This is a genomic window from Stenotrophomonas maltophilia group sp. Smal17, from assembly GCF_030237045.1.
Lineage (GTDB): Bacteria > Pseudomonadota > Gammaproteobacteria > Xanthomonadales > Xanthomonadaceae > Stenotrophomonas > Stenotrophomonas forensis.
This window is the reverse complement of record NZ_JASJSU010000030.1, coordinates 21,268-36,153: the sequence shown is the minus strand read 5'-3', so window position 1 is coordinate 36,153 and position 14,886 is coordinate 21,268. Positions and strand designations below refer to the sequence as shown.

Annotated in this window: 10 protein-coding genes; 7 read left to right on the top strand and 3 right to left on the bottom strand. The window is 67.3% G+C overall.

What is annotated here, in order from left to right; all coding sequences use genetic code 11:
- Positions 1-103 precede the first annotated feature (103 nt).
- Genes kynU through QRO93_RS10185 form a run of 5 tightly spaced genes read left to right on the top strand, consistent with a single transcriptional unit; the run spans position 104 to position 5,505 of the window.
- Positions 104-1,378: a kynureninase gene (kynU, locus tag QRO93_RS10205; protein ID WP_053450227.1), complete on the top strand. Its 1,275-nt coding sequence runs from the start codon at positions 104-106 to the stop codon at positions 1,376-1,378.
- A 31-nt stretch (positions 1,379-1,409) separates the two neighbouring features.
- Positions 1,410-2,777 carry an NAD(P)/FAD-dependent oxidoreductase gene (locus QRO93_RS10200; protein ID WP_053450228.1) on the top strand — a complete coding sequence of 456 codons (1,368 nt, stop codon included), beginning with the start codon at positions 1,410-1,412 and terminating at the stop codon, positions 2,775-2,777.
- Complete coding sequence (sbcB, locus tag QRO93_RS10195; protein ID WP_180880765.1) at positions 2,777-4,216, top strand: exodeoxyribonuclease I; 1,440 nt, start codon at positions 2,777-2,779, stop codon at positions 4,214-4,216. Before QRO93_RS10200 ends, sbcB begins: the two co-directional genes overlap by 1 nt.
- Positions 4,213-4,899 carry a DUF2461 domain-containing protein gene (locus tag QRO93_RS10190; protein ID WP_180880763.1) on the top strand — a complete coding sequence of 229 codons (687 nt, stop codon included), beginning with the start codon at positions 4,213-4,215 and terminating at the stop codon, positions 4,897-4,899. The genes sbcB and QRO93_RS10190 overlap by 4 nt, the downstream gene beginning before the upstream one ends.
- Positions 4,900-4,953: 54 nt before the next feature.
- A complete protein-coding gene (locus tag QRO93_RS10185) occupies positions 4,954-5,505 on the top strand; it encodes a DUF2939 domain-containing protein (protein ID WP_180880761.1) in 552 nt (183 codons plus the stop codon).
- Positions 5,506-5,682: 177 nt separating this feature from the next.
- Here the strand turns inward: QRO93_RS10185 and QRO93_RS10180 are convergent, their stop codons facing one another.
- From QRO93_RS10180 to QRO93_RS10170, 3 genes are all read right to left on the bottom strand, one after another.
- On the bottom strand, positions 5,683-6,627 hold the full coding sequence (locus tag QRO93_RS10180) for a 5'-nucleotidase (RefSeq protein ID WP_005410242.1): 945 nt from the start codon (positions 6,625-6,627) through the stop codon (positions 5,683-5,685).
- Positions 6,628-6,673: 46 nt separating this feature from the next.
- Positions 6,674-7,447, bottom strand: coding sequence for an NAD kinase (locus QRO93_RS10175; protein WP_053511333.1), 774 nt, complete (start codon positions 7,445-7,447; stop codon positions 6,674-6,676).
- Positions 7,448-7,728: 281 nt separating this feature from the next.
- Entirely contained in the window at positions 7,729-12,705 is a 4,977-nt protein-coding gene (locus QRO93_RS10170) for an NAD-glutamate dehydrogenase domain-containing protein (RefSeq protein WP_180880759.1), read from the bottom strand.
- A gap of 250 nt (positions 12,706-12,955) precedes the next feature.
- Between QRO93_RS10170 and QRO93_RS10165 the strand changes: the two genes are divergently transcribed.
- Together QRO93_RS10165 and QRO93_RS10160 are read left to right on the top strand one after the other, a co-directional pair.
- Positions 12,956-13,612, top strand: a complete 657-nt coding sequence (locus tag QRO93_RS10165; protein WP_008265285.1) for a TetR/AcrR family transcriptional regulator — start codon at positions 12,956-12,958, stop codon at positions 13,610-13,612.
- The gene (locus tag QRO93_RS10160) at positions 13,612-14,880 is read left to right on the top strand and encodes an efflux RND transporter periplasmic adaptor subunit (protein WP_049458761.1); all 1,269 of its coding nucleotides are present in this window, start codon (positions 13,612-13,614) and stop codon (positions 14,878-14,880) included. Before QRO93_RS10165 ends, QRO93_RS10160 begins: the two co-directional genes overlap by 1 nt.
- Positions 14,881-14,886: the final 6 nt, after the last annotated feature.

Below are 14,886 nucleotides of genomic sequence, written 5' to 3'. Positions count from 1 at the left end.
TAGGCTCGCCTCTACAGGTTGGGCGACATGCACGTCTCCCCGCCACCGGCTACGCCGCCCCAGGCGGTACACTGGCCGTCCCGTTGCAGCCTGTTGCCCGACCATGTCCGACCTGCTCAGCCGCACCCACGCCATTGCCCTGGACGCCGCCGATCCGCTGCGTCCGCTGCGCAACGAATTCCTGATTCCGCGCCATGGTGGCGGCGAGCAGACCTACTTTGTCGGCAACTCGCTGGGCCTGCAGCCGCGCGGCGCGCAGGCAGCCGTGCAGGAAGTGATGAAGCAGTGGGGCGAGCTGGCCGTGGAAGGCCACTTCACCGGCCCGACGCAGTGGCTGTCCTACCACCGCCTGGTGAGCGCACAACTGGCCCGCGTGGTCGGTGCGCTGCCCAGCGAAGTGGTGGCGATGAACACCCTGAGCGTGAACCTGCACCTGATGATGGTCAGCTTCTACCGGCCGACCACGCAGCGCCCGGTGATCCTGATGGAAGCCGGCGCGTTCCCCACCGATCGCCACGCCGTGGAAGCGCAGATCCGCTTCCATGGCTTCGACCCCGCCGAGTGCCTGGTGGAAGTGCAGCCGGATGAAGCCAATGGCACGATCTCGCTCACGGCGATCGAGCGTGCCATCACCGAGCATGGCCCACGCCTGGCGCTGGTGCTGTGGCCCGGCGTGCAGTACCGCACCGGCCAGGCCTTCGACCTCGATGCGATCACCCGCGCCACGCGCCTGCAGGGTGCGCGGATCGGCTTCGATCTTGCGCACTCGGTCGGCAACCTGCCGCTGCGCCTGCATGACGTCGCACCCGATTTCGCCGTGTGGTGCCACTACAAGTACCTCAACAGTGGACCGGGCGCAGTGGCCGGCGCGTTCGTGCATGAGCGGCACCATCGCGACAGCACACTGCCACGCTTCGCTGGCTGGTGGGGCCATGAGGAAGCCACCCGCTTCCAGATGGCGCCGCAGTTCATCCCGGCCACGGGTGCCGAGGGCTGGCAGCTGAGCAATCCGCCGATCCTCGGCCTGGCACCGCTGCGTGCGTCGCTGGACCTGTTTGAGCGCGCCGGCATGGACGCCCTGCGCAGCAAATCGGTGGCGCTGACCGGCATGCTCGAAGCGCTGGTGCGCGCGCGCCTGTCGAGCGTTCTGGACATCATCACCCCGGCCGAACCGCAACGCCGTGGCTGCCAGTTGTCGCTGCGCGTGATCGGTGGCCGCGAGCGCGGCCGCGCCCTGTTCGAGCACCTGCGCGGCATCGGCGTGCTCGGCGACTGGCGCGAACCGGACGTGATCCGGATTTCGCCCACCCCGCTCTACAACCGCTACCTGGACGTGCACCATTTCGTCGAGGAAGTGGAAGCCTGGGCTGGCCTCTGAGCCCGCCCCTTCCCTACTGCTGGACAGTTCGTTGATCGCACATGCCTCCCGCTCGTTGAGCATCATCGGTGCCGGCCTCGCCGGTTCTCTGCTGGCCATCCTGCTGTCACGCCAGGGCTGGCGCATCACCCTGTACGAGCGCCGCGGCGATCCGCGCGTGGCCGACTATGAAAGCGGCCGTTCGATCAACCTGGCGTTGGCCGAGCGCGGGCGCAACGCGCTGCGCCAGGCGGGCGTGGAAGACGAGGTGATGGCGCGCGCGGTGATGATGCGCGGGCGCATGGTGCATCCGCGCGAGGGCGAACCGCAGCTGCAGCGCTACGGCCGCGACGACAGCGAGGTGATCTGGTCGATCCATCGCAGCGACCTGAACACCACGCTGCTGGAACTGGCCGAACAGGCTGGCGCGACCGTGCACTTCCATCGCCGCCTGCACACCGTCGATTTCGACGCAGGCTACGCGCGTTTCATCGATGACCGCGACGACAGCCCGCACGACATCCGCTTCGACACCCTGATCGGTGCCGACGGCGCCGGATCGGCCCTGCGCGCAGCGATGAACCGGCGCGCGCCGCTGGGCGAGGACATCGCCTTCCTCGACCACTCCTACAAGGAGCTGGAGATCCCGCCGGCCGCCGACGGCAGCTTCCGCATCGAGCGCAATGCACTGCACATCTGGCCACGTGGCCACTACATGTGCATCGCCCTGCCCAACCACGAAGGCACCTTCACCGTCACCCTGTTCCTGCCGAACCAGGGCGATCCCAGCTTTGCCACCGTCAACACCGGCGCGCAGGCAGAGGCGCTGTTCGCGCGCGAGTTCGCCGACACCCTGCCGTTGATCCCGAACCTGCGCGCGGACTGGGAACAGCATCCACCCGGCCTGCTCGGTACGCTCACCCTGGACCGTTGGCACCAGGGCGGCCGCGCCGTGCTGATCGGCGACGCCGCGCATGCGATGGTGCCATTCCACGGCCAGGGCATGAACTGCGCGTTCGAGGACTGCGTGGCGCTGGCCCGCCACCTGATGGAAGCGGATGATCTGCAAGGCGCGTTCGCCGCGTTCGAGGCCGAGCGCAAGCCGAACGCGCGCGCCATCCAGCAGATGGCGCTGGAAAACTACCTGGAAATGCGTGACCGCGTGGCCGATCCTGCGTTCCTGCTGCAGCGTGAGCTGGAACAGGAACTGCAGCGACGCTGGCCGACCCGCTTCGTGCCGCATTACACGATGGTCACCTTCCTGCACACGCCCTACGCCGAAGCGCTGCGCCGTACCGAGCTGCAGCGCGACATGCTGGTGGCCGCCACCGCCGGCCACGATTCATTGGACAACATCGACTGGGCCGCGCTGGAAACACGGATACACGCGCAGTTGCCGGTCCTGGAGGGCGCGCACTGATGGCCGACAGCTTCCTGTTCTACGACCTGGAAACCTTCGGCCAGGATCCGCGCCGCACGCGCATCTCGCAGTACGCGGCGATCCGCACCGACGCTGAGCTCAACGAGATTGAAACGCCGGTCAGCTTCTTCGTGCGCCCGGCCGATGACCTGCTGTCCTCACCGATGGCGACCCTGGTCACCGGCATCACGCCGCAGCAGGCCATGGCCGAAGGCATCAGCGAGGCCGAGGCTTTCGACCGCATCAACGAACAGCTGTCACGCCCCGGCACCTGCGCACTGGGCTACAACACGCTGCGCTTCGACGACGAGTTCATCCGCTACGGCCTGTTCCGCAATTTCCATGACCCGTACGAACGCGAGTGGCGCAACGGCAATTCGCGCTGGGACCTGCTGGACATGCTGCGGCTGATGCGCGCCATGCGCCCGGACGGCATCCAGTGGCCGCTGCGCGAAGACGGCGCCACCTCGTTCAAGCTCGAACACCTGGCCGAAGCCAACAACGTGCGCGAAGGCGATGCACACGAAGCACTGTCCGACGTGCGCGCCACCATCGGCATGGCGCGCCTGTTCAAGCAGTCGCAGCCGCGCCTGTGGGAGTACGCGCTGAAGCTGCGCGACAAGCGTTTCGTCGGTGGCCTGCTGGACATCGCCGCGTTGAAGCCGGTACTGCACATCTCCATGCGCTACCCGGCCAGCCGCCTGTGCGCGGCGCCGGTGCTGCCGCTGGCGGTGCACCCGACCATCAACAACCGGGTGATCGTGTTCGACCTCGACGGCGACATCGACGACCTGCTGGAACTGCCGGCCGAGGTGATCGCGCAGCGCCTGTACATGCGTGCCAGCGAGCTGCCCGAAGGCGTGGCGCGGGTGCCGCTGAAGGAGGTGCACCTGAACAAGGTGCCGGCACTGATCGCCTGGAACCACCTGCGCGCCGACGACCATGAACGCCTGGGCCTGGACGTGGCAGCCATCGAGGCCAAGGTCGAACGGCTGCGTCCTTTCGCCGCGCAGCTGGCCGAAAAGGCACGCCAGGTCTACAACCAGCCCCGCGCCGCCACCGTGGCCGACGTCGACGCCTCGCTGTACGACGGCTTCCTCGGCAACGGCGACAAGCCATTGCTTGCCCTGGCGCGCACCACCGCGCCGGAGCAGCTGGCCGAGCTGGAAGGCCGTTTCCGCGACCCGCGCCTGCCCGAGCTGCTGTTCCGCTACCGTGCGCGCAACCATCCCGGCAGCCTCGCGCCGGCTGAACGCCAGCGCTGGCAGGATTACCGCCGCCAGCGCCTGCTCGGAGACGGCGGCCTGGGTGAACTCAACCTGCCCCAGTACCAGCAGCAGCTTGATGCACTGGCCGCCGATGCACCCGATGACGCGCGGCGCCAGGCCCTGCTGCAATCGCTGCGCGACTGGGGCCAGCATCTGCAGGAGACGTTGTGAGTACCTATTTCTCGGACGCCAGCTTCAGGTTCCTGCGCAGCCTGGCGCGGCATAACGAAAAGGCATGGTTCAACGACCACCGCCAGCAGTACGAAGACCACGTGCGGCAGCCGTTCCTGCGCCTGCTCGGCGATCTGCAGCCGGCGTTGGCCGAGGTCAGCGACCATTTCCGCGCCGATACCCGTGGCGTCGGTGGCTCGCTGTTCCGCATCCATCGCGACGCGCGTTTTTCCAACGACAAATCGCCCTACAAGACCTGGCAGGGCGCTCGCCTGTTCCATGAGCGCCGCCGCGAAGTCGCCGCGCCCTCGTTCTACGTGCACCTGCAGCCGGGCGAGAGCTTCGTCGGTGCCGGACTGTGGCGTCCCGAGCCGGAGACGCAGCGCCGCGTGCGTCACTTCATTCTCGATAACCCGGGCAGCTGGAAGGCCGCCGCGCACGCCCCCGCGCTGCGCAAGCGCTTCGACTTCGAGGAGAGCGAGAAGCTGGTGCGGCCACCGCGTGGCTTCCCGGCCGATTTCGAATTCATCGACGATCTCAAGCATCGCAACTGGGTGATGTGGCGCTCGCTGGACGATGCCACCATGACCGGCCCACGCCTGCTGTCCACGCTGGGCAAGGACCTGGCGGCACTCGGCCCGTTCGTCGACTACCTGTGCGCGGCACTGGACCTGGAGTTCTGAACCCCATCACCCGGCGTTCACCCCCAGCTCTCGTACTTGCGGCAGTCTGGCGGCATGAAGAAGCTCATTGCAGTGCTGGTGCTGGTGGTTCTCGCGCTGTCCGCGTGGTGGTTCGGCGGCCCGTACGTGACCGTGCATGGCCTGTCCAGGGCCATCGAGCAGCGCGACACCGCGCGGCTGGAGCGCTACGTCGATTTCCCACGCGTGCGCAGCAGCCTGCGCGCGCAGCTCAACGACTACCTGGTGCGCCAGGCCGGCCCGGATGTGGCGGCCAGCCCGTTCGGCGCCCTGCTCTACGGCCTGGGTGACCAGCTCGGCGGCGCCGCGGTGGACACCATGGAGACCCCGACCGGGATCGGCGCGATGCTGCAGGGCCACGTGCTGTGGAAGCGCGGCCGCAATGAACTGCAGGGCGGCGATGCCTTCAGTCCGACCGAGCCGGCACGGCCGCTGAAGAATGCCGAGCATCACTTCGAAGCACTGGACCGCTTCGTGGTCGACGTCGACCGCGGCCCTGGCCAACCGCCACTGAAGGTGGTGCTGGAGCCGCAGGGCCTGCGCTGGAAGGTGGTGGACCTGCAGCTGGGGATGTCAGGCAGCCCGTGACGGGTCATGCCCCTTCGATGGCGCTGCTTTGGGTACGTGCCCACCTTGGTGGGCGCATTGGGCCTGGTAGGTGCCAACCTTGGTTGGCGCCGTCCTGGATCCATGCCCACCAAGGTGGGCATCTACCAAAGCGCAGTGCCCCGGTGGTTGCCAACCCTGGTTGGCAACTACCTGACCCTACCCCTCGTTGGCCACACCGTGCGGCACATGGCCGGCAGCCACATGCTCGCGCGCACTGTCGATGTTGTGCTGTGAATCGTCGAAGAAGATATCGGCGCCGAACGCCTGCAGGAACGGGCCCTTGTGGCGGCCACCCAGGAACAGCGCCTCGTCCAGGCGCACGCCCCACTCACGCAGGGTGCGGATCACCCGCTCGTGGGCCGGTGCCGAGCGCGCAGTGACCAGCGCGGTGCGGATCGGCGCACTCTCGCCGGCCGGGAACACTTCCTGCAATGTATGCAGGGCCGACAGGAAACCGCGGAACGGACCGCCGCTGAGCGGTTCGCGGGCGCGTTCGCGTTCATGCCGGCCAAACGCCTCCACGCCCTGTTCGCGCGAGATGCGCTCACTCTCGTCGCCGAAGATCACCGCGTCGCCGTCGAAGGCGATGCGCAGCTGCCCGGCCGGTCGACCGGTGTCGATCTGGTCGGCCGCCGCAGCGGCAGTCTCGCCGGGCGGCTTGGGCAGGATGGTCGCCGCCGCGATGCCATGGCGCAATGCGCTGCGCACCGATTCCGGGTTGGCCGACAGGAACAGGTCGGTGCCGAACGGCTTCACGTAGGGCCAGGTCGGCTCGCCGGCGGTGAACGTCGCGCGGATGATGCCCAGGCCGTAATGCTGGATCGAGTTGAAGATGCGCAGGCCGGTATCGGCCGAGTTGCGCGACAGCAGGATCACCTCGACGCGCGGATTTTCCGGGCTGGCGCCCTGGTTCAGCGCCAGCAGCTTGCGCACCACCGGGAAGGCCACGCCGGGGCCGAGGATGTCGTCCTCATGCTGGCGCTGGAATTCGGCGTAGGCCGCCACGCCATCGCTCTCGAACAGCGCATGGCTTTCCTCGAGGTCGAACAGGGCGCGCGAGGTCACCGCGACGGTCAGCAAACGGGGGGAGTTGTCGCCCATCGGTGGGGTCCTTCAAGCGGTCGGCACGGCCGGCCGCCCATTGTCCTCAAAAAACGAACTGTTCGCTCAGGATCCGGTCTTCCAGGTTGTGCTCCGGGTCGAACAGCAGGGTCACGCGGCGGTCCTTCGACTCACGGATGGTCACTTCGACCACGTCGCGGGTCTCGTGCGAATCGGCGGTCACGCTGACCGGGCGCTTGTAGGGATCGAGCACACGGAAGCGCACTTCGGTATCGGCCTTGAGGATCGCCCCGCGCCAGCGTCGCGGTCGGTACGGGGCCAGCGGCGTCAACGCGATGGTGTGCGAGCCCAGCGGAAGCACCGGGCCGTGCGCGGAATAGTTGTAGGCGGTGCTGCCGGCCGGGGTGGCCACCAGCACGCCGTCGCCGATCAGCTCGGCCACGCGTTCCTGGCCGTTCAGATCGATGCCGATATGCGCAGCCTGCCGGGTCTGGCGCAGCAGCGACACGTCGTTGTAGGCCAGCGAACCGGTGCTGGTACCCGACTCGGTCAGCGCCACCATTTCCAGCGGGCGCAGGTTGGCCGGCTCGGCGCGGGCAATGCGCGCATGCACGTCATCGTCGCCGCGGTACTGGTTCATCAGGAAGCCGACCGTGCCCAGCTTCATGCCGAACACCGGCTTGCCCAGGTGCCCGTGCCGGTGCAGGGTCTGCAGCATGAAGCCATCACCGCCCAGCGGGCACAGCACGTCGGCCTGCTCGGGCGCGTAGTCGCCATAGCGCGAGACCATCGCCGCGCGGGCCATCTGCGCCGGTTCGGTGGTGCTGGCCAGGAAAGCGATGCGGGGGGAGTCGCTCATCGGTGGATCCGGGGGAGGCATGAGGGAGAGCATAACCGAGCGCCGGGGGTTGGACCCCGCTGGGCGGATGACAGGTTGCCGGCCGGCGTCGGGTCAGTGATCGCAGAAAAACAGGCAGAAACAGAACGGCCCCGCTTTCGCGGGGCCGTTCCTCCAACTGCTGCAGATCAGGAGCCCCCCTGAGTCAGGGGGGCGCGCCAACGGCGCGGGGGTCTGGGAGCATGGTTGGCATGGGGCCCACGGTTTGCAGAGCAAACCGTGGGGCGGCAGCGCGAATGCGCTTATGCACCATGCGCGGCCAGCTGGCCCAGGCGCTGCACCGCGACCGAGACGGTCGGGTAGTCCAGGGTCTTCTGCTCGGCCAATTCGGCCAGCATCGCCAGGGTGAAGCGCAGGCTGTTGTCGTCACGGCCCATCCAGGCTGCGACCTTGGCTTCAGCGCTGCTGCCCTTGGTGCCCAGCACCTGGCCGGCCAGGTTGCGGTGATTGGCCGCCAGCTCGTCGCGCAGCACGCCACGTGCCACCGCATGCCAACGGCCGTTGACCTCCAGCGCATCAACCTGCTCGAACAGCCACGGCAGCTGCAGGGCGTCGCCCAGGCGGAAGTGGACCTTGGACACGTCCACCGGCTTCAGCTTGCGGGTACGCGCCAGTTCGATGATGTCGAACGCCGGCTCCAGGAAGTGCAGTTCGGCCAGCTGCTGCGCCAGCGCGGACGGCAGGCCCTTTTCCTTCCACTCGGCCACCAGGGCTTCGTAGGTCGGACGCTGCGAATCCGGCAGCACGCCCGAAGCGACGCGGATGTCGTTGAACGGACCCTGGTAGCGGTTGACCGCTTCGGTGATGCCCGGCATCGCGCCCGGGCGCGACAGCAGCCAGCGCACGAACGAACGCTGCAGCTTCCAGATCACTTCCAGTGCATCGATCTGCACCGACTCCGGCACCTTGCCGTCGAGGGCATCGATCTGCGCCCACAGCGCGCGGGCATCCAGCGTCTCGCGGCTGATGGTGTAGGCCTTGGCGACCTCGGCGATGGAACGACCGGTGTCTTCCTGCATGCGCATCAGGAAGGTCGCGCCCATGCGGTTGATGGTCTGGTTGGTCACGGCCGTGGCGATGATTTCACGCTTCAGGCGGTGACGCTCCATCGCGTCGGCATACTTCTTCTGCAGCGGGGTCGGGAAGTAGCGCTGCAGTTCCTTGGACAGGTACGGATCTTCCGGGATGTCCGAATCCAGCAGCTGGGCGAATGCCACCAGCTTGGAATAGGACAGCAGCACCGACAGTTCCGGACGGGTCAGGCCCTGGCCGCGTGCCTTGCGCTGCGACAGCTCGGCATCGGACGGCAGGAACTCGATCTGGCGATCGAGCAGGCCCTGCTGTTCAAGGGTGCGGATGAAGTGCTGCTTGGAACCCAGGCGCTTGACCGCCATCCGCTCCATCAGGCTCAGCGCCTGGTTCTGGCGGTAGTTGTCGTTGAGCACCAGCTCGGCGACTTCGTCGGTCATCGAGGCCAGCAGCTTGTTGCGCTGCTCGACGGTCAGCTTCTTGGCCCGCACCACATCGTTGAGCAGGATCTTGATGTTGACTTCGTGGTCGGAGGTGTCGACACCGGCCGAGTTGTCGATGAAGTCGGTGTTGAGCAGCACGCCGGCCTGGGCGGCTTCGATGCGGCCCAGCTGGGTCATGCCCAGATTGCCGCCCTCGCCCACCACCTTGCAGCGCAGCTCGCCACCGTTCACGCGCAGGGCGTTGTTGGCGCGGTCGCCGACATCGCTGTGCTGCTCGCTGGCGGCCTTGACGTAGGTGCCGATGCCGCCGTTCCACAGCAGGTCGACCGGTGCCTTCAGGATCGCGCTCATCAGATCGTTCGGCGACAGCGCCTTGACGTTGTCGTCCAGGCCCAGCGCTTCACGCACCTGCGGGGTGATCTCGATCGACTTCAGGCTGCGCGGATAGATGCCGCCACCCTTGCTGATCAGCTTGGCATCGTAGTCCGCCCAGCTCGAACGCGGCACGGTGAACAGGCGCTCACGCTCGACGAACGTGGTGGCCGCATCCGGGTTCGGGTCCAGGAAGATGTGGCGGTGGTCGAAGGCTGCAACCAGGCGGATGTGGCGCGACAACAGCATGCCGTTGCCGAACACGTCGCCGGACATGTCGCCGACACCGACCGCGGTGAAGTCCTGGGTCTGGCTGTCACGGCCCAGCGCACGGAAGTGGCGCTTGACCGACTCCCACGCACCGCGAGCGGTGATGCCCATGCCCTTGTGGTCGTAACCCACCGAACCACCGGAGGCGAATGCATCGCCCATCCAGAAGCCGTGCGCGATGGCCAGGCCGTTGGCGATGTCGGAGAAGGTCGCGGTGCCCTTGTCGGCGGCCACCACCAGGTACGGATCGTCCATGTCGTGGCGCACGACACCCACCGGCGGCACGATCTTGTTGTTGACGATGTTGTCGGTGATGTCCAGCAGGCCCTGGATGAACAGCTTGTAGCAGGCCACGCCATTGGCGAAGACCGCGTCGCGGTCACCATTGACCGGCGGGGTCTTGGCGAAGAAGCCGCCCTTCGCGCCGACCGGCACGATGACGGTGTTCTTGACCATCTGCGCCTTGACCAGGCCCAGCACTTCGGTACGGAAGTCTTCGCGACGGTCCGACCAGCGCAGGCCACCACGGGCGACCGCGCCGAAGCGCAGGTGGGTACCTTCCACGCGCGGGCCGTAGACGAAGATTTCGCGGTACGGGCGCGGCTTCGGCAGGTCCGGCACCAGCGCCGAATCGAACTTGAAGCTGATCACATGGCCGTGCTGGCCGTTGGCATCGGTCTGGTAGTAGCTGGTGCGCAGGGTCGCGTCGATCACGCCCATGAACGAACGCAGGATGCGGTCCTCGTCCAGGCTGGACACACGGTCCATCAGCTTCAGCAGCGCATCGCGCGCGGCCTGCATCTGCGCCTCGCGGTCACCCTTGCGGGCGTCGACCACGGTCTTGAGCACCTTCAGGGTGGCGTCGTCGCCGGCGGCCAGCACATCGAGGTGGGCCTTCAGCTGCACCTGGCCGGCGGCGATGTCGTCCTTGCTCTCGTGGCCGGTGGCCGGATCGAAGCGGGCTTCGAACAGCTCGACCAGCAAGCGGGCCAGCAGCGGGTAGCGGGCAAAGGTGCCTTCCACATACGCCTGCGAGAACGGCACGCCGGTCTGCAGCAGGTACTTGCAGTAGCCACGCAGCATGGCGACCTGGCGCCAGTGCAGGCCGGCAGCCAGCACCAGGCGGTTGAAGCCGTCGTTCTCGGCATCGCCGTGCCAGACGCGGGCGAAGGTCTCGCCGAAGGCTTCATCGACGCTGGCGGCATCGATCGCGCCGGCGGTCGATTCGACCTCGAAGTCCTGCACGTACACCGGGGCGTTGTCGACCGACAGGCGGTACGGACGCTCGGCGATCACGCGCAGGCCCATGTTTTCCATCATCGGCAGCGCGTCCGACAGCGGGATGTCGTCCAGCTGGCGGTACAGCTTCAGGCGCAGGCCATCGCCGCTTTCGCGCGGTACCGCCTGCAGGCTCAGGCGCAGGTCGTCCGGGCCGGTCAGGGCGTCGAGCTGGCTGACATCGTTGGCGGCAACGGCGGTGCTGTTGTCTTCGATGTAGCCGGCCGGCAGCGCCTTGCCGATGCGGGCGGCGATGCGCAGGCCTTCGGTTTCGCCGTGGCGGGTCACCAGCGCTTCGCGCAGGTCGTCCTGCCAGTTGCGCAGCACCTGGGCCAGCTTCTGCTCCAGTTCGGCGGTATCGACGTCGAGCATTTCACCCGGCTTCGGACGCACGATCAGGTGCACCTGGGCCAGCGGCGATTCGCCCAGCACCACCGAGCTGTCGACGTACTCACCATGCAGCGCGTCCTTCAGCATCGCTTCGATGCGCAGGCGCACGTCGGTGTTGAAGCGCTCGCGCGGCAGGTAGACCAGTGCGGAAATGAAACGGCTGTACTTGTCACGGCGCAGGAACAAGCGGCTGCGCACGCGCTCCTGCAGGCCCAGTACGCCCATCGCGGTACGGAACAGTTCGTCCTCGCTGGACTGGAACAGCTCTTCGCGCGGCAGGGTTTCCAGGATGTGGCGCAGCGCCTTGCCGCTGTGGCTGGCCGGGGCCAGGCCCGACTGCTTCATCACGTGCTCGTGGCGCTGGCGCACCAGCGGGATTTCCCACGGGCGGCGGTTGTAGGCGCTGGAGGTGAACAGGCCGAGGAAACGCTGCTCGCCGATGATCTTGCCCTTGGCGTCGAATTCCAGCACGCCGATGTAGTCCATGTAGCCGGCGCGGTGCACGCGCGAACGGGCATTGGTCTTGGTCAGGATCAGCGCGTCCTTCAAGCCGGACGTGGCGTTCAGGCCCTGCGCGGCCAGGGTCTTGACCGGACGGGCGGCGGACTTGTCCTTGCCGCGCATCAGGCCCAGGCCGGTGTCGTTCAGCGGGGCCAGCACCTCTTCCTTGCCCTGCTTCTCGACGCGGTATTCGCGGTAGCCGAAGAAGGTGAAGTGGTTGTCGGCGGCCCAGCGCAGGAACTCCTGTGCTTCCTTGCGCGAGGCATCGTCGACCGGCAACTGGCGCTTGCCCAGGTCGTCGGCCAGCGCCAGCGCCTTGTCCTTCATCGGCTGCCAGTCGCGCACGATCGCACGCACTTCATCCAGCGCCTTGTTGATGGCCTGCTCGATGGCGGCCATGGCTTCGGCCGGCTGACGGTCGATCTCCAGCAGCATCACTGATTCGGCATCACCCTCGCCGACCTTGACCAGCTTGCCGGCCTTGTCGCGGGTGAAGCGCAGCACCGGGTGGCCCAGCACGTGGACGCCCACGCCCTGCTCGGCCAGCGACATGGTGACGGTGTCGACAAGGAACGGCATGTCGTCGTTGACGATCTGCAGCACGGTATGCGGCGATTCCCAACCATTGGCCTTCGTGGTCGGATTGAACACGCGGACGTTGGCCTTGCCGGCCTTGCGGGCACGGGCGAATTCCAGCGTCTCAGCCGCGAGAGCGGCCCACTCTTCAGCGCTGTGGTGCGGGAACTCGTCCGACTCCATGCGCTTGTAGAAGTCAGTGGCGAAGGCCACTGCTTCGGCCTGTGCGGCCGCGGGGTAGCGCTTGCGCAAGGCCGTGTACACCGGCTCCAGGGAGAAACCAGCGGTCACTGCGACCTCCGACTCTGCTGGTTTGGTCTTGTTTTTCACGGTCTTGGCTGCGGTTTTTTGCGGTTTCATGGCAGAGCGATGCGCTTGCTCAGTTGGGAAAATGAAATTGTAGCCCTACCGCACGAAAAGGCCTTGCTGCAGGACGGAATAAGCAGATTCGGGTTTGCTGCGGTTTAGACGCCTATTCAGTTCGCACCGGTATGGTCGTGGCACCCGTTTCAGCACTGCAGACAGGATCGGCAAAGCGTGTTACCGGAAGACACACGCGGCGACGCCGATTCGATTCCACAATCCTGAACTGGACGGTATAGTCCACCGCGTGAATCCGGCCTACCTTCCCGTTGCCCTCGACGCACGCGATGAGCGCGTGTTCGACGCCGTGCGCGAACTGCTGGCGCAGCAGGGCATGCAGATGAGCATGGACGCGGTGGCCCAGCAGGCCGGCTGTTCCAAGCAGACCCTGTATTCGCGCTACGGCAACAAGCAGCAACTGCTGCGCCGGGTGATGCAGCGCCATGTCGGCCACGCCACCGGGGCCATGGTCCGTGCACTCCGCACTGACGACCTGCGTGCCAGCCTGCTCCAGTTCGCCACCGACTTCCTGGAGCATTTCAGCCAACCGCACGTAGGACAGGCCTGTCGGCTGATCGCCGCCGACGCGTCCCAGTTTCCCGAAGAGGCGCGTACGCTGTACCGGCATGGCGCCGGCGCGCTGACGCTTCATCTTGCTGAATGGATTGAAACCGTTTGCATGCAAGGCCAGCTACGGCATGACGACCCGCACTTCATGGCCGAGCTGCTGCTGAGCATGATCGCCGGTCAGGATTTCGACAAACAGCGCTTCCATACCCCCCACCGTGATGACGCGCTGCTGCGTCGGCGCTGGGCAGAGTTCTCCGTCGACAGCTTCCTGCGCGCGTTCGCGCCACAGCCGTCGCCGGCCCCGTCTACAAACCAACCCCGGAGTTCCTCCTGATGACCGCCCCACTCCGCACCCTTGCCTTGACGTGCGCCGTTGCTGTCGCTCTGGCCGCCTGCAAGAAGCCGGAACAGCAGACGCCCCCGCCGCCGGAGGTGGGCGTCATCGACGCCAAGCCGCAGACCCTGCCGCTGCAGCGCGAGCTGGTCGGCCGCCTGTCGCCGTTCCGCAGCGCCGACGTGCGCGCGCGCGTTCCGGGCGTGCTGCTCAAGCGCGTCTACCAGGAAGGCTCCCAGGTCAAGCAGGGCCAGACCCTGTTCCTGATCGACCCGGCGCCGCTGCGTGCCTCGCTGAACGCCTCCGAAGCCCAGCTGGCCTCGGCCCGTGCCACCTATGCCAACGCCAAGGTCGCCGCCGACCGTGCGCGCTCGCTGGCCCCGCAGCAGTTCGTCTCCAAGTCCGACCTGGACAACGCCGAGTCGGCCGAGCGCACCGCCCTGGCCGCGGTCAAGCAGGCCGAGGCCGCGTTGACCTCCTCGCGCATCAACCTGGGCTACACCGAAGTGACCGCACCGATCAGCGGCGTGGCCAACAAGCAGCAGGTCACCGAAGGTGCGCTGGTCGGCCAGGGCGATGTGACCCTGCTGACCACCGTCGACCAGCTCGACCCGCTGTACGTGAACTTCTCGCTGAGCGTCGATGAGCTGACCCAGCTGCGTGCGCAGCAGGCCAAGGGCGCACTGGCCCTGTCCGGCGATGGCAAGGCTACCGTCAGCGTCAAGCTGGCCGACGGCACCACCTACAGCGAGCCGGGCACGCTGGACTTCTCCTCGACCACGGTCGATCCGGCCACCGGCGCGGTCTCGCTGCGCGCGCTGCTGCCGAACCCGCAGCAGATCCTGCTGCCAGGCGCCTTCGTCAGCTTCCAGGCCAACCTGGGCGAGCGCAACAATGCCTACCTGGTGCCGCAGCAGGCGCTGCTGCGCGACACCACCGGCGGTTACGTGATGGTGGTCGGCACCGACGGCAAGGTGGTGCGCAAGAACGTCAAGACCGATGGCGCGCAGAACGGCAACTGGCTGGTCAGCGACGGCCTGGCCGCCGGTGACAAGGTCATCGTGGCCGGCGTGCAGAAGGTCAAGGAAGGTGCTCCGGCGGTGGCCAAGCCGTGGACCCCGGGACAAGACGCCAACGGCAAGCCTGCCGCAGGCGGCGCTGCCCCGGCAGGTGCGGCACCGGCCGCCGGCAAGGCACCGGCCGACGCGGCCAAGCCCGAGCAGGCCGATGCGGCCAAGCCGGCCGCCACCGATTCGAACAAGCAGTAACGGGAA